Here is a 26,001-nt window from a genome sequence, read left to right on the forward strand (position 1 = left end):
ATGAGTTTCTTTAAAAAGTTAAAAGAGAAGATTTCAAAACAAACAGATACTGTGACAGAGAAGTTTAAACATGGATTAGAAAAAACGAGAAATTCATTTGCTGATAAAGTAAATGATTTAGTGTACCGCTATCGTAAAGTGGATGAGGACTTCTTTGAAGAGTTAGAAGAGATATTGATCGGTGCCGATGTTGGAGTTACAACAGTAATGGAACTAATCGATCAGCTGAAAGATGAAGTGAAACGTCGTAACATTCAAGATCCGAAAGAGGTACAAGCTGTTATTTCTGAAAAATTGATCGATATTTATAAAGGTGAAGAAGAATTTAGTAATGAAATCAATATGCAGCAAGATCAATTAACAGTTATTTTATTTGTAGGTGTGAATGGAGTAGGGAAAACAACAACAATTGGAAAGATGGCACATAAATTTAAGTCAGAAGGAAAGTCTGTTTTATTAGCGGCGGGAGATACATTCCGTGCTGGAGCGATTGAGCAGTTAGAAGTATGGGGCGATCGCGTTGGTGTGGAAGTAATTAAGCAAGGATCAGGATCAGATCCAGCGGCTGTTATGTATGATGCTGTACAAGCGGCGAAAGCGCGTAAAGTAGACGTATTATTATGTGATACAGCAGGACGTTTGCAAAATAAAGTAAACTTAATGAAAGAGTTAGAAAAGGTAAAACGTGTTATTGAACGTGAAATACCGGGAGCTCCTCATGAAGTATTATTAGTAATTGACGCAACAACTGGACAAAATGGTTTAAGCCAAGCGAAAACATTCCGTGAAGCAACGAATGTTACTGGTATTGTTTTAACGAAGTTAGATGGAACTGCTAAAGGTGGTATTGTATTAGCGATTCGTAACGAAATGGATGTACCGGTGAAATTTGTTGGATTAGGAGAGCAAATGGATGACTTACAGCAGTTTGACCCAGAACAATATGTGTATGGTTTATTTGCGAACTTAGTAGAAACAGAAGAAGTATAAGTGAAAGAAGCGGTATTTCCGCTTCTTTTTTATAAAAATATAGGGATGTTAAGAAAAAAACTTGACACTCTTTTGTACTCCATGTAAACTAATTCATGTAAAGGGAAATCACTTAACAAAGGATGATCCAACATGCTCGAAAAAACAACGAGAATGAATTACTTGTTTGATTTTTATCAATCGTTGTTAACGCAAAAACAAAGAAGTTATATGTCGCTTTATTATTTAGACGATTTATCTCTTGGTGAAATTGCGGAAGAATTTGATGTAAGTCGCCAAGCCGTGTATGATAATATTAAACGGACTGAGGCGATGCTTGAAGAATATGAAGAGAAATTAATGCTACTTCACAAATTTCAAGCAAGGCAGCAACTTGTTGCAGAGCTAAAACAGCTTATCAATGAAGAAGAGCATGTGAATGACAAGATGAAACAAGTTGTTGAAGATATCGAAAAACTAGATTAGGAGGGCGGCAATATGGCATTTGAAGGATTAGCCGACCGACTTCAACAGACGATGCAAAAAATCCGCGGCAAAGGAAAAGTTTCCGAAGCCGATGTGAAAGAAATGATGAGAGAAGTTCGTCTCGCTCTTTTAGAAGCGGATGTTAACTTTAAGGTAGTAAAAGATTTTGTAAAGCGTGTGTCTGAGCGCGCTGTCGGACAAGATGTAATGAAAAGTTTAACACCTGGCCAACAAGTCATTAAGGTAGTACAGGAAGAACTGACAGCGCTTATGGGTGGGGAGCAAAGTAAAATTGCTGTCGCAAATAAGCCGCCAACTATCATTATGATGGTCGGTTTACAAGGTGCAGGTAAAACAACAACAACAGGGAAACTTGCGAATTTGCTTCGAAAAAAGCATAATCGTAAACCAATGCTTGTTGCGGCGGATATTTATCGTCCAGCAGCGATTAAACAGCTTGAAACATTAGGGAAACAATTGGACATGCCTGTATTCTCGCTAGGGGATCAAGTAAGTCCAGTAGAAATCGCAAAACAAGCGATTGCTAAAGCAAAAGAAGAGCATCATGATTATGTTTTAATTGATACGGCAGGTCGTCTGCATATTGATGAAGAACTAATGGATGAATTAGCAAAAGTCAAAGAAATTGCGAACCCTGATGAAATTTTCCTTGTTGTAGATGCAATGACAGGACAAGATGCGGTAAATGTTGCGAAAAGCTTCCATGAACAGTTAGGTTTAACTGGTGTTGTGTTGACGAAACTAGATGGTGATACGCGCGGTGGTGCGGCGCTATCTATTAAAGCGGTAACCAATACACCAATTAAATTTGCAGGTATGGGCGAAAAGCTAGATGCCATTGAACCGTTCCATCCAGAACGTATGGCCTCTCGTATTTTAGGGATGGGTGACGTTCTAACATTAATTGAAAAGGCGCAAGCTACAGTTGATGAAGAAAAAGCGAAAGAACTGGAGCAAAAAATGCGTACGCTCTCGTTTACACTGGATGATTTCCTTGAGCAACTTGGACAAGTGCGTCAACTTGGACCGCTTGATGAGTTATTAGGAATGCTTCCTGGTGCGAACAAAATTAAAGGGCTCAAAAATGCAAAAGTTGATGACAAGCAAATTGGGCATATTGAAGCAATTATTCGTTCTATGACAAAACTAGAACGAGAACAACCGGAAATAATCAATGCTAGTCGAAAAAAGCGCATCGCCAAAGGTAGTGGTACAACTGTACAAGAAATTAATCGTCTCCTCAAACAGTTTGAAGACATGAAAAAGATGATGAAGACGATGACAGGCATGCAAAAAGGGAAGAAAAAAGGACTAGGTGGATTGAAGTTTCCGTTTATGTAAGAGAAAAAAGATAGCTCTGTTAAGAAAAAATACTTTACAAAGCAATAGTCTTTTTGCTAATATAATTATCTGTGTGAAATAAATTCGGAGGTGCTTTATAAATGGCAGTTAAAATTCGTTTAAAACGTATGGGAGCTAAGAAGTCTCCTTTCTATCGTGTAGTTGTTGCAGATTCTCGTTCTCCTCGTGACGGACGTTTCATCGAGGAAATCGGTACTTACAATCCAGTTGCTCAACCAGCTGAAGTAAAAATCGATGAAGAAGCAGCATTAAAATGGTTAGGAAATGGTGCGAAACCATCTGATACAGTTCGCAATCTTTTCTCTAACCAAGGTATCATGGAGAAATTCCACTTATCTAAACAAGGTAAGTAATTGAGGTCATGACTATGGAAAGGTTAATCGAAACGATTGTCAAGCCTCTTGTAGATCATCCTGAAGATGTAAAAGTTATGCAGGAATTCCACAGCGGAGAGATAAAGTATCGATTAACAGTACATCCTGAGGATGTTGGAAAAGTCATTGGCAAGCAAGGGCGAGTTGCCAAAGCAATTCGAACTCTCTTGTATTCAGTGGGACATCATAATCATGAAAAAGTAACACTGGAAATTAAATAAACGTAAAAAGGGCGAGGAGTGATTTCCTCTCCCTTTTTTAACATGTAAAGAGAATTTGTATGCTCCGTATATAAAATGGAGATGCTGAATTTATATAGAAACCAGAGGTGACATACTGTTTATGACAAAATGGTTTAATGTAGGGAAAATTGTAAATACCCATGGTGTGAGAGGAGAGATTCGCGTCATTTCTCGTACCGATTTCCCAGAAGAGCGATATAAAGTTGGAAATACATTGTACATATGGGGAGATAAAGGGACTGAACCTCTTCCGGTAAAGGTTACATCTCATCGTCAACATAAAACGTTTGACCTATTAACATTTGAAGGATATAACAATGTAAATGAAGTTGAGAAATTTAAAGGTTCCCTGCTAAAAGTACCAGAAGAACAATTGGGCGAACTAGCAGAAGGTGAATATTACTACCATGAAGTGATCGGTTGCAAAGTTGTAACGGAAAATGGCGAAGAGTTAGGGACGATTACGGAAATTTTATCTCCTGGTGCGAATGATGTTTGGGTAATTAAGCGTCCAAAAGGGCAAGATTTGTTAATTCCATACATTGACGATATTGTATTGCAAGTTAATGTGGAACAAAAACAAGTAATCATTCATGTAATGGAAGGATTGCTATGATGAAAATTGATATTTTAACATTATTTCCAGATATGTTCACGGGTGTATTTGGGTCTTCAATCTTAAAGAAAGCGCAAGAAAAAGAAGCGGTTGAACTTCGTGTCGTAAATTTTCGTGATTATACAACAAGTAAGCATAATAGTGTAGATGATTATCCGTACGGTGGGGGCGCTGGTATGGTATTAACGCCCCAGCCTATATTTGATGCAGTAGAAGCTTTAACAAAAGAAACAACAAAAAAGCCAAGAGTTGTATTAATGTGCCCACAAGGGGAAAGGTTCACACAAAAAAAAGCTGAAGAATTAGCTAAGGAAGAGCATGTGATCTTCGTATGTGGTCATTATGAAGGATACGATGAGCGCATTCGTGAGCATCTAGTAACGGATGAAATTTCCATCGGTGACTACGTATTAACTGGTGGAGAATTAGCGTCAATGGTCATAACAGATAGCGTTGTACGTCTTTTACCAGGAGTATTAGGAAATCAAAACTCACAAGTAGAAGATTCTTTTAGCACTGGACTACTAGAACATCCACATTATACGCGTCCAGCTGATTTTCGCGGGATGAAGGTGCCGGATGTACTTATGTCAGGAAACCATAAAAAAATTGATGAGTGGCGCCATAAGGAATCGTTGCGTCGTACGTATACGCGTAGACCGGATTTACTGGAAGGACGCGAGCTAACAAAACAAGAAGAAATGTGGCTTGAGCAAATCAAAGAAGAACAATAAAAACTTCATATATTTTCTATTGCAACAGGCCTAGCAATGTGCTATTATAACATTTGTGCTACTGAAGGCAGTAGCTATATTAACGATGTTCCGCTGTAATTTATGAATGACTTTATAAGAGCATCTGTTTAAAGGAGAGAATTGAATATGCAACAATTAATTGCAGAAATTACAAAAAGCCAATTAAAAACTGATTTACCTTCATTCCGTCCTGGTGACACTTTACGTGTACACGTAAAAGTAGTTGAAGGTACTCGTGAGAGAATTCAGATTTTTGAAGGTGTTGTAATTAAACGTCGTGGTGGCGGAATTAGTGAAACGTTCACAGTTCGTAAAATTTCTTACGGTGTAGGTGTTGAACGTACATTCCCAATTCACACACCAAGAATCGCGAAAATCGAAGTACTTCGCCGTGGTAAAGTACGTCGTGCTAAGTTATACTACTTACGTAACCTTCGCGGTAAAGCAGCACGTATTAAAGAAATTCGATAAGACATGTATGGGAGCTTGTAAATGCACAAGCTCCCTTTTTCCAATCTATATAGATTTTGATATAATACGAGCAGCTTATAGAATTGTGGAGGGGTTATACATGAAAAAGGAAAAAAGTTCGCTTTGGGAATGGATCAAAGCAATTTTGATCGCTGTTGTATTAGCGGGCGTTATTAAGCAGTTTTTCTTTGCGCCAATTCTCGTAGATGGTGTTTCGATGTCACCAACACTTCATGATCGGGATCGAATGATTGTGAATAAAATTGGATATCACATCGGTAAACCGAACCGTTTTGATATTATTGTATTCCAAGCAACGGAAGATAAGGATTATATTAAACGTGTTATTGGCTTACCGGGTGATGAAATCGAATATCGCAATGATACACTATATGTAAATGGAAAACCTTATGAGGAACCATACTTAGAGAAACAGAAAAAACAGCTTGTTGATGCGCCGCTTACATATGATTTCAAACTTGAAGAAATTACAGGTAAGAAAACTGTTCCAAAAGATCAATTATTTGTATTAGGTGATAATCGTCGTTTTAGTAAAGATAGTCGCAGCATCGGAACAATTAAAATGGATCAAGTAATTGGAAAAGCAAATGTATTATACTGGCCGTTAAAAGATGCACGTATTGTGAAATAAACAAAAAAGAAGGTGGCAACATGGCAATTCAATGGTTTCCAGGGCATATGGCAAAAGCTAGACGCCAAGTAACAGAAAAGTTAAAGTTAATCGATGTTGTAATTGAATTAGTAGATGCACGTTTACCTTTATCTTCTCGAAACCCAATGATTGATGAAATCATTACACATAAACCAAGGTTAGTTGTTTTAAATAAAGCAGACATGGCGGATGATCGTCTCACTAAACAATGGATTACATATTTTGAAGAAAAAGGCCATAAGGCAATTTCAATCAACGCTCAAGCTGGACAAGGTATGAAAGAGATTACAGCTGCATGTAAAGAGCTTGTAAAGGAAAAGTTCGATAAAATGATTGCGAAAGGAATTAAACCAAGAGCAATCCGTGCATTGATTGTTGGTATCCCAAATGTCGGTAAATCGACACTCATTAATAAGTTAGCAAAGAAAAACATTGCAAAAACTGGCGACCGTCCAGGGGTAACAACAGCACAGCAATGGATTAAAGTTGGTAAAGAAATGGAGTTATTAGATACGCCAGGAATTTTATGGCCGAAATTTGAAGATGAATTAGTTGGACTTCGTCTTGCAACGACTGGTGCTATTAAAGATTCCATTTTAAACTTACAAGACGTGGCAGTTTATGCTCTTCGTTTTATGGAGAAACATTATCCAGAACGTTTAAAAGAGCGTTATAAATTAGAAGATATTCCAGAAGATATTGTTGAACTATTTGATGCAATTGGAAAAAATAGAGGCTGCTTAATGGGTGGCGGACTTATTGATTATGATAAGACTTCAGAGCTTATTCTTCGTGAACTTCGCGGTGGTAAACTGGGAAGAATGACATTTGAATCACCGGAGGAATTTGCAGAAGAAGCATAAGAAGGCGTGCGGTTGTACGTCTTTTCTTTTTGAGTGTTTCAAAAAGGAGGGCATAGAGTATGGAAAAATGGACGATTAAAGAAGCAAGTTGTTTATTGCAAGACATTGTAACGGAAGAGGATGAGCGTTTTCAAATATTATTAAAAGATGAGCGTAAAGGAATTCAAAATGCAATTTCCAAATGGCGAAAACAGAAAAAGAAAATGCAAGAAGAGAAAGAACAATTTCTAGAAATGTCTAAATATGAAAATGCATTACGCAAGCAGGGGATTTCCTATATTGCCGGCATAGATGAAGTTGGAAGAGGTCCTTTAGCTGGACCTGTTGTAACGGCTGCTGTCATTCTTCCAGAGGAATTCTATATACCGGGGCTAAATGACTCGAAAAAGCTCAGTGAAGCGAAACGTGAGCTGTTTTATGATGAGATTAAAGAGAAGGCGATTGCAATTGGCATTGGGATTGTCTCGCCTCAAGTGATTGATGAAATTAATATTTATCAAGCGACGAAACAAGCAATGTTAGATGCGGTTGCCAATTTATCTTATGCACCGGAGCATTTATTAATCGATGCGATGAAACTGCCGACATCGATCCCTCAAACATCGATTGTGAAAGGAGATGCGAAAAGTATTTCTATTTCTGCAGCTTCCATTATTGCAAAGGTTACTCGTGATCGAATGATGAAAGAGCTTGGCAAAACATATCCTGAGTATGGTTTCGAAAAACATATGGGTTATGGTACGAAACAACATTTAGAAGCAATTGAGACATACGGAGTGCTAGAAGAGCACCGCAAAACCTTTGCTCCCATTAAAGACATGATAAAAAATAAGCTGTGAATCTACAGCTTATTTTTTTATTTTCGTATATAAACATTACTATTTTTCAAAAAGAATAAAGCGATTTCAGTTTTCTGACACTTTATTGTAGACATGGTGGCAATCATTTTATACAATGGCAATGTAATGTTTTTTAAACATTAAAAAACTTTTTGAGTAAAACAGGAAAACAGGGGAGGATGGGACCATGAATATCCATGAGTACCAAGGTAAGGCAATCCTTAGAAGCTATGGGGTTAGCGTTCCGAACGGGAAGGTTGCATTTACAGTAGAAGAAGCTGTAGAAGCAGCGAAAGAATTAGGCACAGACGTATGTGTAGTAAAAGCGCAAATTCACGCTGGTGGACGCGGCAAAGCCGGCGGTGTAAAAGTTGCGAAAAATTTAGATGAAGTTCGTACATATGCGGAAAATATTTTAGGTAGTACGCTTGTTACGCATCAAACAGGTCCTGAAGGTAAAGAAGTAAAACGCTTACTTATCGAGGAAGGATGCGACATTAAAAAAGAATATTATGTAGGTCTTGTGTTAGATCGTGCAACTTCTCAAGTTGTTTTAATGGCTTCTGAAGAAGGTGGAACAGAAATTGAAGAAGTAGCAGCAAAAACACCAGAAAAAATCTTTAAAGAATATATCGATCCGGCAGTAGGCTTACAAGGCTTCCAAGCGCGCCGAATCGCATTTCATATTAATATCCCAAAAGAGCTTGTTGGACAAGCTGTGAAGTTTATGATGGGCTTATATCGTGTATTTATCGAAAAAGATTGCTCTATTGCGGAAATTAACCCACTTGTTACAACAGGTGACGGTAAAGTTATGGCACTAGATGCGAAATTAAATTTTGATTCGAACGCATTATATCGTCATAAAGACATTTTAGAGCTTCGTGATCTTGATGAAGAAGATCCAAAAGAAATTGAAGCTTCTAAATATGATTTAAACTATATTCCTTTAGATGGAAATATCGGTTGTATGGTTAACGGTGCTGGTTTAGCGATGGCCACAATGGATATTATTAAGCATTATCATGGGGACCCAGCTAACTTCTTAGATGTTGGTGGTGGCGCTACAGCTGAAAAAGTTACAGAAGCATTCAAAATTATTCTTTCTGACAAAAACGTAAAAGGTATTTTTGTTAATATTTTTGGTGGCATTATGAAATGTGATGTAATCGCAGAAGGCGTTGTTGAAGCAACGAAACAAGTAGGATTAGAATTACCACTTGTTGTTCGTCTAGAAGGTACGAATGTAGAATTAGGTAAGAAAATTTTAAATGAATCTGGCTTAAATATTGTTGCAGCAGAATCTATGGCAGACGGTGCGCAAAAAATTGTTTCACTAGTGGGCTAATAGAAAGCGGGGGAGAAAAATGAGCGTATTAGTTAATAAAGATACAAAAGTTATTGTTCAAGGTATTACTGGTTCTCAAGGTCTATTTCATACAAAACAAATGATTGAATATGGTACAAAAATTGTCGGTGGTGTTACACCTGGTAAAGGTGGTACAGAAATCGAAGGTGTACCTGTATTCAATACAGTAGAAGATGCAGTGAAATCGACGGGTGCGAATGCTTCTGTTGTATACGTTCCACCTGCTTTTGCAGCGGATGCAATTATGGAAGCTGTTGATGCAGAACTTGATTTAGTTGTATGTATTACAGAAGGAATTCCTGTATTAGATATGGTAAAAGTGAAGAAATATATGGCAGGTAAACATACGCGTTTACTTGGACCGAACTGTCCTGGTATTATTACGCCAGACGAGTGTAAGATTGGTATTATGCCAGGGTATATTCATAAAAAAGGCCATGTAGGTATTGTGTCTCGCTCTGGTACATTAACATATGAGGCTGTGCATCAATTAACGCAAGCAGGAATTGGTCAATCAACTGCTGTAGGTATTGGAGGAGACCCTGTTAATGGTACTGATTTTATTGATGCATTAAAAGCATTTAATGAAGATGAGGAAACACATGCAGTTATTATGATTGGCGAAATCGGTGGAACAGCAGAAGAAGAAGCTGCTGAATGGGTAAAAGCAAATATGACAAAACCTGTTGTCGGTTTCATTGGCGGTCAAACAGCACCAGCAGGTAAGCGTATGGGTCATGCTGGTGCGATTATTTCTGGCGGTAAAGGAACAGCTGCTGAAAAAATTAAAACAATGGAAGCATGCGGTATTAAAGTTGCTGAAACGCCAGCTGTAATGGGTGAAACATTAATCTCTGTTTTGAAAGAAAAGGGATTATTTGAAACTTGTAAAAACTACTGATCTTTTTGAAAGGCACCTTCTCATTGAGGGTGTCTTTTTACCTATTTTTTGTTTACATAATAAAAATTATGGGTAAGGAGAATGTTTATGAAGCGAGAACGATTACTCCATTTGCACTATTTTTTAGCAGACCATTGGAAAGTATTAAAAAAATTGCTCCAAATGGATCCGCAGTTAAGAGATGTTTATAAATTTAGTCCGGAACAATTTGAACAGTATATAGGATTATCCTCAAAGCTATCATTTGAACTTGTAAATTTCCTTCAAACATCAACACCCCCGCAATGTATGCAGCATTTAGAAAAAAATCAAATGTTTTATGTCACGATATGGGATAAAGATTATCCTCGTTTATTAAGAGAAATACCAGACCCTCCTTTTATTTTGTATGGGAAAGGACGAAGGGAGTATTTAAAGAAAATGAATCCATTCGCAGTAGTTGGGACAAGAAAGCCGTCTTTATATTCAAAAGAAAGCATACAATCTATTTTACAACCACTGATAAATAAAGGGTGGTTAATTGTGAGCGGATTTGCAAGCGGAATTGATACAATGGCTCATAGAATTGCAGTAGAGCAGGAAGGAGCGACTATTGCGGTGTTAGGACATGGATTGCAGTATATGTATCCGAAAGAAAATGATCGTTTGTATACAATGTGGAAAAAACAAATGTTGCTATTAACTGAATATCCGCCACATTATCCGCCGAAAAAATGGTATTTTCCTAAAAGAAATCGCATTATAAGTGGGCTTTGTAAAGGGATTTTAGTTATAGAGGCGAAATCAAGAAGTGGCTCACTTATTACTGCCGACTTTGCTTTAGAGCAAAATAGAGAGGTATTTGCACTGCCAGGCCCTATATTTGTAGAGAGTGCATGTGGAACAAATCAATTAATTCAGCAAGGGGCAAAACTTGTTCAAAACGCAACAGATATACTCGAAGAATTTGTAAATTAACCGTATATTTTTATGTTTTTATTAAACAATTATTGACAAATGATAGATTGGCACTGTATGGTATACTCATTCTTGATTGACAAAAACAAGAGAAATCAATAAGATTAATGAAGACTTGAATCCACCTCTTAAGGAGGCACTAGCATGTCAGATTACCTTGTAATCGTGGAGTCGCCTTCTAAGGCGAAGACCATTGAAAAATATTTAGGAAAAAAATACAAAGTTGTCGCGTCTATGGGACATGTACGCGATTTACCTAAAAGTCAAATGGGGATAGAGGTAAAAAATAACTTTACTCCAAAGTATATTACCATTCGTGGTAAGGGTCCCGTTTTAAAAGAGTTAAAATCAGCGGCAAAAAAAGCAAAGAAAGTCTATCTCGCAGCCGATCCAGATCGCGAGGGAGAAGCGATTGCTTGGCATTTAGCAAACACGTTAAATGTTGACGTTGAGTCCGACTGCCGAGTTGTGTTTAATGAAATTACGAAAGATGCAATAAAAGAGTCCTTTAAACACCCTCGTGCAATCAATATGGATTTAGTAGATGCACAGCAGGCGAGACGAATACTAGATCGTCTTGTTGGCTATAATATTAGTCCTTTATTATGGAAGAAAGTGAAAAAAGGATTAAGTGCAGGGCGCGTACAATCTGTAGCGGTTCGGTTAATCATTGAGCGTGAACGAGAAATTCAAAGTTTCGTTCCTGAAGAGTTCTGGACAATTAAAACAGAATTTGTCAAAGGGAAAGAAACATTTGAAGCAGCTTTTTACGGTGTAAATGGTGAAAAAGTTCAGCTGACGAATGAAGCGCAAGTAAAAGATATAATTGGAAAAATAAAAGATAATGCGTTTTCGGTTGAAGATGTAACAAAAAAAGAGCGAAAACGTAATCCGGCTTTACCGTTTACAACATCTTCATTACAGCAAGAAGCCGCACGCAAGTTAAATATGCGGGCGAAGAAAACAATGATGCTTGCACAGCAGCTGTATGAAGGGATGGACATCGGAAAGCAAGGAACGGTAGGTCTCATCACGTATATGAGAACAGATTCAACACGTATCTCTGAAACTGCGCAAGAAGAAGCACGTTCTTACATCGCTGATGCATTTGGTTCAGAATACATAGGAACAGGGAAGAAGAAGGAAACAAAAAAAGCGAATGCACAAGATGCGCATGAAGCAATTCGTCCAACTTCTGTAATGAGAAAACCGGATGAATTGAAAAGTTTTCTAAGCCGAGATCAATATCGTTTGTATAAATTAATTTGGGAGCGATTTGTTGCAAGTCAAATGGCATCTGCTATAATGGATACTGTTACAGCAAAGCTCATTAATAATGATGTTCAGTTCCGTGCGAGTGGATCTGTAGTGAAATTCCCAGGGTTTATGAAAGTGTATGTGGAATCAAAAGATGATGGTGCGGAAGAAAAAGATAAGATGTTGCCACCTTTAGAAGTAGGAGAAACGGTATTCTCAAAAGATGTAGAACCGAAGCAACATTTTACACAGCCGCCACCGCGTTATACAGAAGCACGTCTCGTTCGCACACTTGAGGAACTTGGAATTGGAAGACCATCAACGTATGTGCCAACGCTTGAAACAATTCAAAAGCGGGGATATGTTGCATTAGACAATAAACGATTTGTTCCTACTGAACTAGGTGAAATTGTAACTGAACTTATGTTAGAGTTTTTCCCAGAAATTATTAATATCGAATTCACTGCCAATATGGAGCAAAATCTCGATGAGATAGAAGAAGGAAAAGCAAATTGGGTAACAATTGTCGATGATTTCTATACAGGCTTTGAGCCGCATTTAGAGAAAGCGGAGAAGGAAATGCGTGAAATAGAGATTAAAGACGAACCAGCTGGGGAAGACTGTGAATTATGCGGTCACCCAATGGTCTTTAAAATGGGTAGATATGGGAAGTTTATGGCTTGTTCGAATTTTCCAGATTGTCGTAATACAAAGCCGATTGTAAAAGAAATCGGTGTAACTTGTCCAAAATGTGAAAAAGGACAAATTATTGAACGTCGAAGCAATAACAAGAAACGACTTTTCTATGGATGTAGTACATATCCAGAATGTGACTTTGTATCCTGGGATAAGCCAATTGGCCGTAAATGTCCAAAATGTGAAGGAATGCTTGTAGAGAAAAAGTTGAAAAAAGGCGTTCAGGTACAATGTATTTCGTGTGATTATGAAGAAGAACAACAAATGTGAGCGTAACTGCTCACATTTTTTTCGGGAAAGAAAAGGAAAGGTGATAGATATATATGACAACACAAGTAGTAAACGTCATTGGAGCGGGTCTTGCGGGAAGTGAAGCAGCTTATCAAATTGCAAAACGTGGTATCCAAGTCCATTTATATGAAATGAGACCTGTAAAGCAAACGCCAGCTCATCATACAGATAAATTCGCTGAATTAGTATGTAGTAATTCACTTCGTGCGAATACATTAACAAACGCAGTGGGAGTTATTAAAGAGGAAATGCGCCGAATGGACTCTGTCATTATTCGCGCAGCTGATGAATGTTCTGTACCAGCAGGAGGAGCATTAGCTGTAGATCGTCACGAGTTTGCAGCAAAGGTAACAGAATATGTGAAGAATCATCCAAACGTAACTGTCATGAATGAAGAGATTACAGAAATACCAGAAGGGCCAACTGTTATTGCGACAGGTCCACTTACATCTCCAGCTCTTGCAGCGCAATTAAAAGAGCTGACGGGTGAAGATTATTTCTATTTTTATGATGCGGCTGCACCAATTATAGAAAAAGATAGTATTGATATGAATAAAGTATATTTAAAATCTCGATACGATAAAGGAGAAGCGGCGTATTTAAACTGTCCAATGACAGAAGACGAATTCAACCGTTTCTATGATGCGTTAATTGCTGCTGAGACAGTACCATTAAAAGAGTTTGAAAAAGAAATTTTCTTTGAAGGATGTATGCCAGTTGAAGTGATGGCAGCAAGAGGCAGACAAACATTATTGTTCGGACCGATGAAACCGGTCGGATTAGAAGATCCAAAGACAGGTAAAACACCTTATGCGGTTGTTCAATTACGTCAAGATGATGCAGCGGGAACACTATATAATATTGTAGGTTTTCAAACACATTTAAAATGGGGACCGCAAAAAGAGGTATTACAGTTAATTCCAGGTCTTGAAAACGCAGAAATTGTACGCTATGGCGTTATGCATCGCAATACATTTATTAATTCGCCAAAGTTACTTCGTCCAACGTATCAATATAAACATCGTGATGATTTATTCTTTGCTGGTCAAATGACTGGGGTAGAGGGATACGTAGAGTCTGCAGCTTCAGGTTTATTAGCGGGTATTAATGCAGCTCGTCTTCTTAAAGGAGAAGAACCTGTTGTATTACCAACTGTGACAGCAATGGGAAGTATGGCGAATTACATTACTTCGACAAACGCGAAAAATTTCCAACCAATGAATGCAAACTTCGGTCTATTTGCACCGCTAGAAAAGAAAATTAAAAAGAAACAAGAGCGCAATGAAGCATACGCAACACGTGCTTTAGAAACAATTCAAAATTTTGTAAATATTTAGTTAAATTTCTTGCAAAGGCTACTGAGTTGTGATACGATTTAGTAGCCTTTATTGGGGTGATTTGTGTGAATGTGAAGAAATTGTTACAATTATTCGTTGGATATTTACAAATTGAAAGAAATTATTCAAAATATACAATTGCAAGTTATCAAAACGATTTAGAACATTTTGTGCAATTTATGGAACGAGAAGGTATATCCTCTTTTTTAGATGTTACATACGTCGATGTTCGGTTGTATTTAACAACATTGCACGATGAAAAATTAGCCCGTAAATCTGTCGCAAGGAAAGTATCAAGCTTACGAAGTTTATATCGTTTTTTGATGCGTGAAGGATACCGAGAAGATAATCCGTTTGCACTTGCGTCGCTCCCAAAAAAAGAATGGTCAATCCCAAAATTTTTATACGCTGAAGAGCTAGAGAACTTATTTGAAGTTTCTGATACGAAGACGCCGCTAGGGCAAAGAAATCAAGCGTTATTAGAACTTATGTATGCAACGGGAATTCGCGTGAGTGAATGTGTGACTTTAAAGCTTACAGATATTGATTTCTCAGTAGGAACAATTTTGGTGATGGGAAAAGGGAAAAAACAAAGATATATTCCGTTCGGAAGTTATGCACAAGATGCTTTAATTACTTATATAGAAAACGGGAGAAAAAAATTAGCTAAAAAAACAGAGGAATACTCTCAAATGGTGTTTTTAAATGCGAAGGGGATGCCGTTAACAGATCGAGGTGTACGCTATATTTTAAATGAGCTAATTAAGAAGACTTCTCTTACAATGCGAATTAGTCCACATATGCTGCGGCATACATTTGCGACGCATATGCTTGATGAAGGTGCGGATTTACGCGCGGTACAAGAGCTATTAGGTCATGAAAATTTATCAACGACACAAATTTATACGCATGTTTCGAAAGAAAGATTACGTTCTGTTTACATGAAGCATCACCCACGAGCATAAATTGCTTGTAAAGCGAGAAAAACATATAAAAGGAGTTTTTTCTATGGGAAATTTCCATGCTACAACGATATTTGCAATTCATCATAATGGAAAGTGCGCCATGGCTGGTGATGGACAGGTGACACTTGGGAACGCCGTTGTAATGAAGCATACTGCTCGCAAAGTTCGAAAATTATTTCAAGGAAAAGTGTTAGCAGGTTTTGCAGGATCCGTTGCAGATGCATTTACTCTTTTTGAAATGTTTGAAGGGAAATTAGAAGAGTATAATGGGAATCTACAACGAGCTGCAGTTGAAATGGCAAAGCAATGGCGGGGTGACAAAATGCTGCGTCAATTAGAAGCGATGCTTATCGTTATGGATGAAACGACTTTACTTCTTGTTTCGGGTACAGGAGAAGTAATAGAACCAGATGATGGTATTTTAGCAATTGGTTCAGGTGGCCATTATGCATTAGCTGCAGGACGCGCATTAAAAAGGCATGCGAGCGAACATTTAACGGCAAAAGAAATCGCGAAAGCTAGTTTAGAGATTGCTGGCGATATTTGTGTATATACAAATCACAACATAATTGTGGAAGAATTGTAGAATCGTAAGGGAGGCATTTTATATGCATTTACATTTTACTCCGCGGGAAATTGTGGAAAAATTAGATCAATATATCATTGGTCAAAAAGACGCGAAAAAAGCGGTTGCGGTTGCGCTTCGAAATCGATATCGTCGCAGTAAGTTACCGGAAGATTTGCGCGATGAAATTGCGCCGAAAAACATCTTAATGATCGGTCCGACAGGTGTCGGGAAAACAGAGGTAGCACGACGTATGGCGAAGCTTGTTGGAGCTCCTTTTATTAAGGTTGAAGCGACAAAATTCACAGAGGTTGGATATGTCGGTCGTGATGTAGAATCTATGGTGCGAGACCTTGTTGAAACGTCTGTTCGTATTGTGAAAGAAGAGATGATGGTAAAGGTGAAAGATAAGGCGGAAGAGCAAGCAAATCAACGCCTTGTTGAAATTTTAGTGCCAAGTCCCCAAAAACAAACAGGATTCAAAAATCCATTAGAAATGTTATTTGGTGGAAATCAAAATGTAAATCAAACATCTGAATCACAAGGTGATACAGAAATCGAAAAGAAACGTCAAGAAGTTGAAAAGCAACTTGCTGCTGGATTACTTGAAGAGGAAATTGTATCCATTGAAGTAACAGAACAACAGTCATCCATGTTTGATATGTTACAAGGAACCGGAATGGAACAAATGGGGATGAATTTCCAAGATGCACTAGGAAGTTTTATGCCGAAAAAAACAAAAAAACGAAAACTTTCTGTAAAAGAAGCAAGAAAAGTCTTGACAAATGAAGAAGCACAGCGCTTAATTGATATGGATGAAGTTACACAAGAGGCTGTTTATCGTGCTGAACAGCTCGGAATTATTTTTATTGATGAAATTGACAAAATTGCTGGTAAGCAGTCGAATAGCGTAGACGTATCACGTGAAGGTGTGCAACGTGACATTTTACCGATTGTAGAGGGGTCAAATGTTGCTACAAAATATGGATCAGTAAAAACAGATTATATTTTATTTGTTGCAGCCGGCGCATTTCATATGTCGAAACCGTCTGATTTGATTCCGGAATTGCAAGGGAGATTTCCGATAAGAGTGGAATTGACAAAATTGTCAGTAGATGATTTTGTGAAAATTCTTATTGAGCCAGACAATGCTTTAGTGAAGCAATATGCAGCACTGTTGGCAACTGAAGGTATAGAAATTGAATTTTCTGACGAAGCTATTCGTAAGATTGCTGAGATTGCTTATCAAGTTAATCAAGATACGGATAACATTGGAGCAAGAAGACTTCATACGATTATGGAGAAACTTCTTGAAGATTTATCATTTGAAGCATCTGAAATTACGTTAGAAAAAGTAACGATAACACCTCAATATGTAGAGGAGAAATTAGCGACAATTGCTAAAAATAAAGATGTGAGCCAGTTTATTTTGTAATAGTATCATCAGGTGACTCGCCCTAGTTTCCAAGTGATGAAAAATATGTGAGTAACATGTAGGAGGAACTTTTGAAATGGAATTATTAGCAAAAACAAGAAAATTAAATGCTTTATTACAAAGCGCAGCAGGAAAACCTGTAAACTTTAGAGAAATGTCTGACACAATGTGTGAAGTAATTGAAGCGAACGTATTCGTTGTGAGCCGTCGCGGTAAATTACTAGGATATGCAATCCATCAACAAATCGAGAATGAGCGTATGAAGCAAATGCTTGCAGAGCGTCAATTCCCAGAGGAATATACACAAAACTTATTCAACATTACTGAAACATCTTCAAACTTAGATGTAAATAGTGAATATACAGCTTTCCCTGTAGAAAACAAAGAATTATTCGGGCAAGGTTTAACGACAATCGTGCCAATCGTGGGCGGCGGTGAGCGTCTAGGTACATTAGTATTAGCTCGTCTAGGTAATGAATTCTTAGATGATGATTTAATTCTTGCTGAGTACAGTGCAACTGTAGTAGGTATGGAAATTTTACGTGAAAAAGCAGAAGAGATTGAAGAAGAAGCTCGTAGTAAAGCTGTTGTTCAAATGGCGATTAGCTCTCTATCTTATAGTGAGTTAGAAGCGATTGAACATATTTTTGAAGAGTTAAACGGAACAGAAGGTTTACTTGTTGCAAGTAAAATTGCTGATCGCGTAGGAATCACTCGTTCTGTAATTGTAAATGCACTTCGTAAATTAGAAAGTGCGGGAGTTATTGAATCACGTTCTTTAGGTATGAAAGGAACATACATTAAAGTATTAAATGATAAATTCTTACACGAACTTGCAAAATTAAAAACAAACTAATGTAAGTAAAAAGCTTTCCTCAAATGAGGAGAGCTTTTTTTGTTTTGCGTGCCTAGCTAAGCTGGGCGCTGCTTGCTGGTGAAAGAGAGCCAAGTCGTCTAGTAGCTGACAGGCAACTGGTGGAGAAATCCTAAGGTGGAAGCCCTGTGACAAGGCAACTACTCTGTTTCAGTTTTCCACTCTACTTCATATAAAGTTTGGAAAAGAAAAAGGGTGGCTGTACTGTAATTACATTGGGGAAAATGGTGAATGAAATCGGAAGTAAAAAGAAAGTTTTACATTGATTGTATTTTCGGCTTGATTGTGATATTTCATTATGATATAGTAATCAGTGGTGTCAGTACAAAGTACACACGTTTGCTGATTTAAGTGTTGGTGCTACTCTTGTAGTTTCACTTAAAGATGAAGCGAACGGAGGATATCAAAAACCATTTAGGAGGAACTAAATTATGTCAGTAATTTCTATGAAGCAATTGCTTGAAGCTGGTGTTCATTTCGGACATCAAACACGTCGTTGGAACCCAAAAATGAAACGTTACATTTTCACAGAGCGTAACGGTATTTACATCATCGACTTACAAAAAACTGTGAAAAAAGTTGAAGAAGCTTTCAACGTAATGCGTAACATCGCTGCTGAAGGTGGCGACATTTTATTCGTAGGTACAAAAAAACAAGCACAAGAAGCTATTAAAGAAGAAGCAACTCGTGCTGGTATGTACTTCGTAAACCAACGTTGGTTAGGTGGAACGTTAACAAACTTCCAAACAATCCAAAAACGTATTAAACGTCTTAAAGACATCGAAAGAATGCAAGAAGATGGTACATTCGATGTACTTCCTAAGAAAGAAGTAGTTCAACTTAAAAAAGAGTTAGAGCGTCTTGAAAAATTCTTAGGCGGTATTAAAGATATGAAAGGTCTTCCAAGTGCATTATTCGTAGTAGACCCTCGTAAAGAGCGTATCGCCGTTGCTGAAGCACGCAAATTAAACATTCCAATCATCGGTATCGTTGATACAAACTGTGATCCAGACGAAATCGATCACGTAATCCCAGCAAACGATGATGCAATTCGTGCTGTAAAACTTCTTACATCTAAAATGGCAGACGCGATCCTTGAAGCAAAACAAGGTGAAGAAACTGTTACTGCGTAACAAATTTGGAAAGGTGATAAGGGGTTCGGCCTTTTATCACCTTTTTTAAGGTATAAATACATATTTTAGGAGGATGAAAAGTATGGCAATTACTGCACAAATGGTAAAAGAACTTCGCGAAAAAACTGGCGCAGGTATGATGGACTGCAAAAAAGCTTTAACAGAAATGAATGGCGATATGGAGAAAGCAATTGATTTCTTACGTGAAAAAGGAATTGCTAAAGCTGCTAAAAAAGCAGACCGCATCGCTGCTGAAGGTTTAACTTATATCGAAACAAAAGGTAACGAAGCTTTAATCTTAGAATTAAACTCTGAAACTGACTTTGTTGCGAAAAACGAAGGTTTCCAAACTTTAACAAAAGAATTAGCAGCTCACTTATTAGCTAACAAGCCTGCAACTGTTGAAGAAGCATTAGCTCAATCATATGAGAACGGTAAAACAGTAGAAGAGCACATCAACGAAGCAATCGCAAAAATTGGTGAAAAACTTACTCTTCGTCGCTTTGAAATTGTATCAAAAACTGATGCGGATGCATTCGGTGCTTACCTACACATGGGCGGACGCATCGGTGTAGTAACAGTTCTTGAAGGTACTACTGATGAAGAAACTGCTAAAGATGTAGCAATGCACGTTGCAGCAGTTAACCCTAAATATATCGACCGCGATGCTGTAACAGCTGAAGAAGTTGAACATGAGCGTCAAGTATTAACGCAACAAGCTCTTAATGAAGGCAAACCAGAAAAAATCGTTGCTAAGATGGTTGAAGGTCGCCTAGGTAAATTCTTCGAAGAGATTTGCTTACTTGACCAAGCATTCGTTAAAAACCCTGATATGAAAGTTCGTCAGTTCGTTGAATCTAAAGGCGGAACAGTAAAAGGATTTGTTCGCTACGCTGTTGGTGAAGGTATTGAGAAGCGTGAAGACAACTTTGCCGAAGAAGTAATGAACCAAGTAAAAGGTAACAACTAATACAGATTAGGGAACACATTGTGTTCCCTTTTTTAAAATAAAGATGTAAGTAATTGGAGGTTCATTATGACGAAACCGAAATATAATCGTGTAGTATTAAAGTTAAGCGGTGAAGCTTTAGCTGGTGAAAAAGGATTTGGAATTAACCCAGCTGTGATTAAGTCAGTTGCGGAGCAAGTAAAAGAAATTGCAGAACTTGATGTTGAAGTTGCTGTTGTTGTTGGTGGCGGTAACATTTGGCGTGGGAAAATCGGAAGTGAAATGGGCATGGACCGCGCAGGCGCAGATTATATGGGCATGTTAGCGACAGTAATGAATTCATTAGCTCTTCAAGATAGTTTAGAGAACATGGGCATTCAAACGCGTGTTCAAACGTCAATTGAAATGCGTCAAGTAGCAGAGCCTTACATTCGTCGTAAAGCAGTTCGTCATCTAGAGAAAAAACGCGTTGTTATTTTTGCAGCAGGTACAGGTAACCCATACTTCTCTACAGATACGACTGCAGCATTGCGCGCAGCAGAAATTGAAGCGGATGTTATTTTAATGGCAAAAAATAATGTGGATGGCGTATATAACGCAGATCCATCTGTTGATCCAACAGCTACAAAATATGAATCACTTACATACTTAGACGTATTAAAAGAAGGTTTAGGTGTAATGGATTCTACAGCTTCTTCATTATGTATGGATAACGACATTCCATTAATTGTATTCTCAATTATGGAAAAAGGAAATATTAAACGCGCTGTTTTAGGCGAAAATATCGGAACAATTGTAAGGGGGAAATAACCATGGGACAACAAGTAATTAAATCGTCAACTGAAAAAATGGAAAAAGCAGTTGCTGCTTATTCTCGTGAATTAGCAACAGTTCGTGCTGGTCGTGCTAGCGCATCTGTATTAGACAAAGTACAAGTAGATTACTACGGTGCACCAACACCAGTTGTGCAATTAGCGAACATCACTGTTCCGGAAGCGCGTCTACTTGTTATTCAACCTTATGACAAAACTTCTATTGGTGATATTGAAAAAGCAATCTTAAAAGCAGATTTAGGCTTAAATCCTTCTAACGATGGATCAGTAATTCGTATTGCATTTCCTGCATTAACAGAAGAGCGCCGTCGTGAACTTGTGAAAGTTGTAAAGAAATATGCTGAAGATGCAAAAGTTGCTGTTCGTAACGTTCGTCGTGACGGTAACGATGAACTTAAAAAGCTTGAAAAAGCTGGTGAAATCACAGAAGATGATTTAAGAGGATATACAGAAGATATCCAAAAAGAAACAGATAAATATATTGCAAAAGTTGACGAAATCGCAAAAAACAAAGAACAAGAAATCATGGAAGTGTAATAGCGATACCTTCGCAAATATGACCCTCTTCTTAAGGGGGTCTTTTTACACTTTTTGGCATACGTCTGCTTGTTGGAGGGTATGAATGATGTTAAAAAAGTTTCCTTTTTTTAAAGGTAAAAAAGTCACATCGTTTGACCATCTCATAGAAGAAGCAAAAAAGGGACATATCCCAGAGCATATTGCAATCATTATGGATGGTAATGGAAGGTGGGCAAAAAAAAGAGCGATGCCTCGTATTGCTGGACATCATGAAGGGATGCAAGTCGTAAAGAAGATTACGAAATTTGCTAGTAAACTTGATGTAAAAGTGTTGACTCTTTATGCTTTTTCTACCGAGAATTGGAAAAGACCAAAAAAGGAAGTTGAGTATTTAATGAAACTTCCGGAAGAATTTCTAGGTACATTTTTGCCAGAACTAATTGAAGAAAATGTACAAGTTCGAGTAATTGGACAAAAAGATCGCCTTCCTACGCATACGCGTAGAGCGATGGAAAAAGCTATGGAAGATACAAAAGAGAATACGGGATTAATTCTTAATTTTGCGTTAAACTATGGAAGTCGCGATGAAATCGTTTCGGCTGTGCAACATATGGTGAAAGATAGCGAAGAAGGAAAAGTACGTTCAGAAGATATCAATGAAGAAATGATTTCTTCCTATTTAATGACAAGTACTTTACCTGACCCAGACTTGCTTATTCGTACAAGTGGGGAAGTGCGTATTAGTAATTTCATGTTATGGCAAATTGCGTATACAGAGCTTTGGTTTACAAATGTGTACTGGCCGGATTTTACCGAGGAACATTTGCTACATGCGATTACTGACTTTCAACAGAGAGGGCGCAGATTCGGAGGCGTTTAGAAAGAGAGGGTTTGGTAGTGAAACAGAGAATTATTACTGGAGTGATTGCTGCCGCGCTATTCATTCCCATCGTATTTTACGGAGGGTTGCCTTTTACAGTTTTAGTGTATGCACTAGCTTCAATTGGATTATATGAATTAATTCGCATGAATAAGCTTTCACTTATTTCAGTGCCAACAGTTTTAGCTGCGGTATTGTTATGGATTATTTTAGTTCCAAGTAATACGATAGGAGCGTTTGATTGGATTGGGTTGGATAAATTAGAAATCACATTTTTGATTGTTTTACTACTTTTATCATATACAGTCCTTTCAAAGAATACATTTACTTTTGATCATGCTGCATTTTTATTAATGGCAACAACGTACGTTGCAATGGGATTCTTATATTTAAATGAAACAAGAATAGCAGGGATCCATTACGTATTTTATGCATTATTTGTTATTTGGGCAACGGATTCAGGAGCATATTTCATAGGGAAAGCGATTGGAAAGAGAAAGTTATGGCCAGAAATTAGTCCAAATAAAACAATAGAAGGCTCACTAGGCGGAATTGTTTGTGGAATTGTTGTTGCATTTGTGTACAATCTATTCTTTCAAGTGCAAGAGAACGTTGGAATGTTAATTATTGTCACAATTGCCATTTCAATATTTGGACAAATTGGTGATCTAGTACAATCAGCATTTAAACGTCATTACGGTGTGAAAGATTCCGGTACAATTTTGCCGGGCCATGGTGGCATTTTAGATCGAACAGATAGTTGGCTATTTGTATTGCCAATTTTACACTTTTTACATTTCATTTCATAAATGAACGAGGGGTTGGAATTATGAAAAACATTAGTTTATTAGGTGCAAGTGGCTCAATCGGAACACAAACATTGGATGTGCTGCGTTCGCACCCAGATCAATTCCGTCTCGTTGCATTTTCTGTAGGGAAAAATATTGACTACGCAGTAAAAGTGGTTCAAGAATTTTCTCCAGAGCTTGTTTCTGTACAAAGAGAAGAAGATGTTATCAAGTTACAAGCTATTGCAGGAAATACAAAGGTTGTACATGGTAATGAAGGTTTGTTAGAGGTAGCGCTTCATCCGCGTGCAGAAGTTGTGATAAATGCTGTTGTAGGTAGTGTTGGGTTATTACCAACACTTCGTGCAATTGAGGCGAAAAAAACAATCGGAATTGCAAACAAAGAAACATTAGTAACTGCGGGACACATTGTCATGGAAGCCGCGCGTAAGCATAACGTATCGCTATTACCAGTTGATAGTGAACATTCAGCTATTTTTCAATGTTTGAATGGGGAAAATGAAAAGCGAATCTCTCGATTAATTATAACTGCTTCAGGCGGAAGTTTTCGTGATAAAACGAGAGATGAGTTACATCATGTGACTGTAGAGGATGCACTTCGTCATCCGAACTGGTCAATGGGTTCGAAAGTTACAATTGATTCTGCTACAATGATGAATAAGGGGCTGGAAGTAATTGAAGCACATTGGCTTTTCGGTATCCCTTATGAGCAAATTGATGTTGTTCTACATAAAGAAAGTATTATACATTCTATGGTTGAATTTGAAGACCGTAGTGTAATGGCTCAGCTTGGCTCACCAGATATGCGTGTACCAATTCAATATGCACTTACATATCCTGATAGATTGCCGCTTGCAGATACGAAACAACTAAATCTATGGGAAATGGGAACATTGCATTTTGAAAAGATGGATCAAAATCGTTTTCGTTGCTTACGATTTGCATATGAAGCTGGAAAGATGGGTGGAAGCATGCCAGCTGTAATGAATGCAGCAAATGAAGTGGCTGTAGCAGCCTTTTTACAAAAGAAAATCGGTTTCTTAACAGTAGAAGACCTCATTGAAAAAGCAATGCACCATCACAATGTCATTGCACGTCCGAGCTTAGAGGAAATTCAAGAAATTGATGCGGCCACAAGACGGTTTGTGATGGAACAAATTTAGCAAAGGTGGTTATGGAATTGAATACAGCGATTGCCTTTATATTAATTTTTGGTGCACTCGTATTTTTCCATGAGCTAGGGCATCTCTATTTTGCAAAAAGAGCAGGGATTTTATGTCGTGAGTTTGCGATTGGTTTTGGACCAAAAATTTTTTCGTTTGAAAAGAATGAAACGGTTTATACAGTTCGATTACTGCCTCTTGGCGGCTATGTTAGAATGGCTGGTGAAGATGCAGAAACAGTTGAATTAAAACCAGGTACAAAGGTTGGACTCGTATTAAATGAAAACGAAGAAGTTGTAAAGTTGGTTTTAGATAATCGAGAAAAATATCCGAATGTCCGCGTCATAGAAGTAGAACAAGTGGACTTAGAACATAACCTTACAATCTCTGGTTACGAAGAATACGAGGAAGAGATTCAAACATTCCATGTGCATGAAAAAGCTCGCATTATTTCAACTGGAGAGGAAATCCAAATTGCGCCATTTCATAGACAATTTGGTTCTAAAACATTAGGACAGCGAGCGTTAACAATCTTTGCAGGGCCAGCTATGAACTTCATTCTTGCATTTGTTGTTTTTGTCATCATTGGATTAGTACAAGGTGTTCCTGCCGATAAGCCGATGATTGGACAGGTAATGAAGGGTAGTATAGCTGAACAAGTGGGCTTGAAACCAAATGATAGGATTCAAGCGATTGATGGGAAAAATACACCGACTTGGAAAGATGTTGTAACCATTGTCCGTGAAAGTCCCGATAAGGAAATTACGCTTCATGTAAAACGTGATCGTGACCAATTTCATGTAAAGGTTACGCCAACAGCTGATCAAGAAGGGAAAGAAAAGGTTGGTAGAATTGGTGTATATTCTTCAGTAGAAAAGTCTATTATCGGTTCTATTAAATCAGGGTTTGAACAGACTTATACATGGACAAAGCTTATCTTTGATTCTCTTGTAAAATTAGTTACTGGTCAATTTTCTATTAATGATTTATCGGGTCCGGTTGGGATTTATAATTTAACAGATCAAGTGGTGAATTATGGTGTTATACGTGTTCTAAGCTTGGCAGCAGTTTTAAGTATAAATCTTGGTTTATTTAACTTATTACCAGTTCCAGCTCTTGATGGAGGACGCTTATTCTTCTTCTTAATCGAAGCGTTGCGAGGTAAGCCAATCGACCGTCAAAAAGAAGGAATGGTTCACTTTATAGGATTTGCTTTATTAATGTTACTTATGTTAGTTGTAACATGGAATGACATTCGAAAGTTTTTCTTGTAAAATAGAATCAAACGAATAGTGAATGTGAATTTCATCATGTCCGCTATGGATTTTGAATGAAATGAATCGAACACTGAGTTGTAATCCCTCGCCGAATTTGAGGTGAGGGTTTGTTATGTATTT

The 26,001-nt window shown here is 37.7% G+C and carries 28 protein-coding genes; all 28 read left to right on the forward strand.

The window, feature by feature from the left end:
- Entirely contained in the window at positions 1–990 is a 990-nt protein-coding gene (gene ftsY / locus MR058_RS13730) for a signal recognition particle-docking protein FtsY (RefSeq protein WP_242144527.1), read from the forward strand.
- A gap of 132 nt (positions 991–1,122) precedes the next feature.
- Positions 1,123–1,455 (forward strand): putative DNA-binding protein, encoded by a 333-nt coding sequence (locus MR058_RS13735; RefSeq protein WP_012094941.1) that lies wholly within the window; start codon positions 1,123–1,125, stop codon positions 1,453–1,455.
- Between the two features lie 12 nt (positions 1,456–1,467).
- Positions 1,468–2,817, forward strand: a complete 1,350-nt coding sequence (gene ffh, locus MR058_RS13740; protein ID WP_242144528.1) for a signal recognition particle protein — start codon at positions 1,468–1,470, stop codon at positions 2,815–2,817.
- A gap of 101 nt (positions 2,818–2,918) precedes the next feature.
- Entirely contained in the window at positions 2,919–3,191 is a 273-nt protein-coding gene (rpsP, locus tag MR058_RS13745; protein ID WP_242144529.1) for a 30S ribosomal protein S16, read from the forward strand.
- 14 nt (positions 3,192–3,205) lie between these two features.
- The gene (locus MR058_RS13750) at positions 3,206–3,433 is read left to right on the forward strand and encodes a KH domain-containing protein (RefSeq protein ID WP_012094938.1); all 228 of its coding nucleotides are present in this window, start codon (positions 3,206–3,208) and stop codon (positions 3,431–3,433) included.
- A 121-nt stretch (positions 3,434–3,554) separates the two neighbouring features.
- A complete protein-coding gene (gene rimM / locus MR058_RS13755) occupies positions 3,555–4,070 on the forward strand; it encodes a ribosome maturation factor RimM (protein WP_242144530.1) in 516 nt (171 codons plus the stop codon).
- Positions 4,070–4,804 (forward strand): tRNA (guanosine(37)-N1)-methyltransferase TrmD, encoded by a 735-nt coding sequence (gene trmD, locus MR058_RS13760; protein WP_242144531.1) that lies wholly within the window; start codon positions 4,070–4,072, stop codon positions 4,802–4,804. The genes rimM and trmD overlap by 1 nt, the downstream gene beginning before the upstream one ends.
- A 147-nt stretch (positions 4,805–4,951) precedes the next feature.
- Positions 4,952–5,296: a 50S ribosomal protein L19 gene (rplS, locus tag MR058_RS13765; RefSeq protein ID WP_242144532.1), complete on the forward strand. Its 345-nt coding sequence runs from the start codon at positions 4,952–4,954 to the stop codon at positions 5,294–5,296.
- Between the two features lie 100 nt (positions 5,297–5,396).
- Positions 5,397–5,948, forward strand: a complete 552-nt coding sequence (gene lepB / locus MR058_RS13770) for a signal peptidase I (RefSeq protein ID WP_242144533.1) — start codon at positions 5,397–5,399, stop codon at positions 5,946–5,948.
- A gap of 20 nt (positions 5,949–5,968) precedes the next feature.
- Entirely contained in the window at positions 5,969–6,832 is an 864-nt protein-coding gene (gene ylqF / locus MR058_RS13775; protein ID WP_012094932.1) for a ribosome biogenesis GTPase YlqF, read from the forward strand.
- A gap of 59 nt (positions 6,833–6,891) precedes the next feature.
- Positions 6,892–7,671 carry a ribonuclease HII gene (locus tag MR058_RS13780; protein WP_242144534.1) on the forward strand — a complete coding sequence of 260 codons (780 nt, stop codon included), beginning with the start codon at positions 6,892–6,894 and terminating at the stop codon, positions 7,669–7,671.
- 187 nt (positions 7,672–7,858) lie between these two features.
- Positions 7,859–9,019: an ADP-forming succinate--CoA ligase subunit beta gene (sucC, locus tag MR058_RS13785; RefSeq protein WP_242144535.1), complete on the forward strand. Its 1,161-nt coding sequence runs from the start codon at positions 7,859–7,861 to the stop codon at positions 9,017–9,019.
- A 19-nt stretch (positions 9,020–9,038) separates the two neighbouring features.
- Positions 9,039–9,941 (forward strand): succinate--CoA ligase subunit alpha, encoded by a 903-nt coding sequence (gene sucD / locus MR058_RS13790; protein ID WP_242144536.1) that lies wholly within the window; start codon positions 9,039–9,041, stop codon positions 9,939–9,941.
- Positions 9,942–10,028: 87 nt separating this feature from the next.
- Positions 10,029–10,898, forward strand: a complete 870-nt coding sequence (gene dprA / locus MR058_RS13795; protein WP_242144537.1) for a DNA-processing protein DprA — start codon at positions 10,029–10,031, stop codon at positions 10,896–10,898.
- 144 nt (positions 10,899–11,042) lie between these two features.
- On the forward strand, positions 11,043–13,121 hold the full coding sequence (gene topA, locus MR058_RS13800; protein WP_242144538.1) for a type I DNA topoisomerase: 2,079 nt from the start codon (positions 11,043–11,045) through the stop codon (positions 13,119–13,121).
- A gap of 53 nt (positions 13,122–13,174) precedes the next feature.
- Positions 13,175–14,479, forward strand: a complete 1,305-nt coding sequence (trmFO, locus tag MR058_RS13805) for an FADH(2)-oxidizing methylenetetrahydrofolate--tRNA-(uracil(54)-C(5))-methyltransferase TrmFO (RefSeq protein WP_242144539.1) — start codon at positions 13,175–13,177, stop codon at positions 14,477–14,479.
- A 65-nt stretch (positions 14,480–14,544) separates the two neighbouring features.
- Positions 14,545–15,444 carry a tyrosine recombinase XerC gene (gene xerC, locus MR058_RS13810; protein WP_242144540.1) on the forward strand — a complete coding sequence of 300 codons (900 nt, stop codon included), beginning with the start codon at positions 14,545–14,547 and terminating at the stop codon, positions 15,442–15,444.
- A gap of 43 nt (positions 15,445–15,487) precedes the next feature.
- Positions 15,488–16,030 carry an ATP-dependent protease proteolytic subunit HslV gene (hslV, locus tag MR058_RS13815; protein WP_242144541.1) on the forward strand — a complete coding sequence of 181 codons (543 nt, stop codon included), beginning with the start codon at positions 15,488–15,490 and terminating at the stop codon, positions 16,028–16,030.
- A 22-nt stretch (positions 16,031–16,052) separates the two neighbouring features.
- Positions 16,053–17,444 carry an ATP-dependent protease ATPase subunit HslU gene (gene hslU / locus MR058_RS13820; protein ID WP_242144542.1) on the forward strand — a complete coding sequence of 464 codons (1,392 nt, stop codon included), beginning with the start codon at positions 16,053–16,055 and terminating at the stop codon, positions 17,442–17,444.
- 76 nt (positions 17,445–17,520) lie between these two features.
- Positions 17,521–18,300, forward strand: a complete 780-nt coding sequence (gene codY / locus MR058_RS13825) for a GTP-sensing pleiotropic transcriptional regulator CodY (RefSeq protein WP_242144543.1) — start codon at positions 17,521–17,523, stop codon at positions 18,298–18,300.
- A 449-nt stretch (positions 18,301–18,749) separates the two neighbouring features.
- Complete coding sequence (gene rpsB, locus MR058_RS13830; protein WP_012094919.1) at positions 18,750–19,451, forward strand: 30S ribosomal protein S2; 702 nt, start codon at positions 18,750–18,752, stop codon at positions 19,449–19,451.
- An 82-nt stretch (positions 19,452–19,533) separates the two neighbouring features.
- The gene (gene tsf, locus MR058_RS13835; protein ID WP_242144544.1) at positions 19,534–20,421 is read left to right on the forward strand and encodes a translation elongation factor Ts; all 888 of its coding nucleotides are present in this window, start codon (positions 19,534–19,536) and stop codon (positions 20,419–20,421) included.
- Positions 20,422–20,487: 66 nt separating this feature from the next.
- Positions 20,488–21,210, forward strand: coding sequence for a UMP kinase (pyrH, locus tag MR058_RS13840; RefSeq protein WP_012094917.1), 723 nt, complete (start codon positions 20,488–20,490; stop codon positions 21,208–21,210).
- Between the two features lie 2 nt (positions 21,211–21,212).
- Entirely contained in the window at positions 21,213–21,770 is a 558-nt protein-coding gene (frr, locus tag MR058_RS13845) for a ribosome recycling factor (RefSeq protein ID WP_242144545.1), read from the forward strand.
- A gap of 85 nt (positions 21,771–21,855) precedes the next feature.
- Positions 21,856–22,632, forward strand: a complete 777-nt coding sequence (locus MR058_RS13850; RefSeq protein WP_242144546.1) for an isoprenyl transferase — start codon at positions 21,856–21,858, stop codon at positions 22,630–22,632.
- A 17-nt stretch (positions 22,633–22,649) separates the two neighbouring features.
- Positions 22,650–23,441 (forward strand): phosphatidate cytidylyltransferase, encoded by a 792-nt coding sequence (locus MR058_RS13855; protein ID WP_242144547.1) that lies wholly within the window; start codon positions 22,650–22,652, stop codon positions 23,439–23,441.
- A 20-nt stretch (positions 23,442–23,461) separates the two neighbouring features.
- Positions 23,462–24,604, forward strand: coding sequence for a 1-deoxy-D-xylulose-5-phosphate reductoisomerase (dxr, locus tag MR058_RS13860; RefSeq protein ID WP_242144548.1), 1,143 nt, complete (start codon positions 23,462–23,464; stop codon positions 24,602–24,604).
- A 17-nt stretch (positions 24,605–24,621) separates the two neighbouring features.
- Positions 24,622–25,878 (forward strand): RIP metalloprotease RseP, encoded by a 1,257-nt coding sequence (rseP, locus tag MR058_RS13865; protein WP_242144549.1) that lies wholly within the window; start codon positions 24,622–24,624, stop codon positions 25,876–25,878.
- Positions 25,879–26,001: the final 123 nt, after the last annotated feature.

This window comes from Bacillus cereus group sp. BfR-BA-01430 (genome assembly GCF_022663115.1).
GTDB classification, from domain to species: Bacteria; Bacillota; Bacilli; order Bacillales; family Bacillaceae_G; genus Bacillus_A; species Bacillus_A cereus_BD.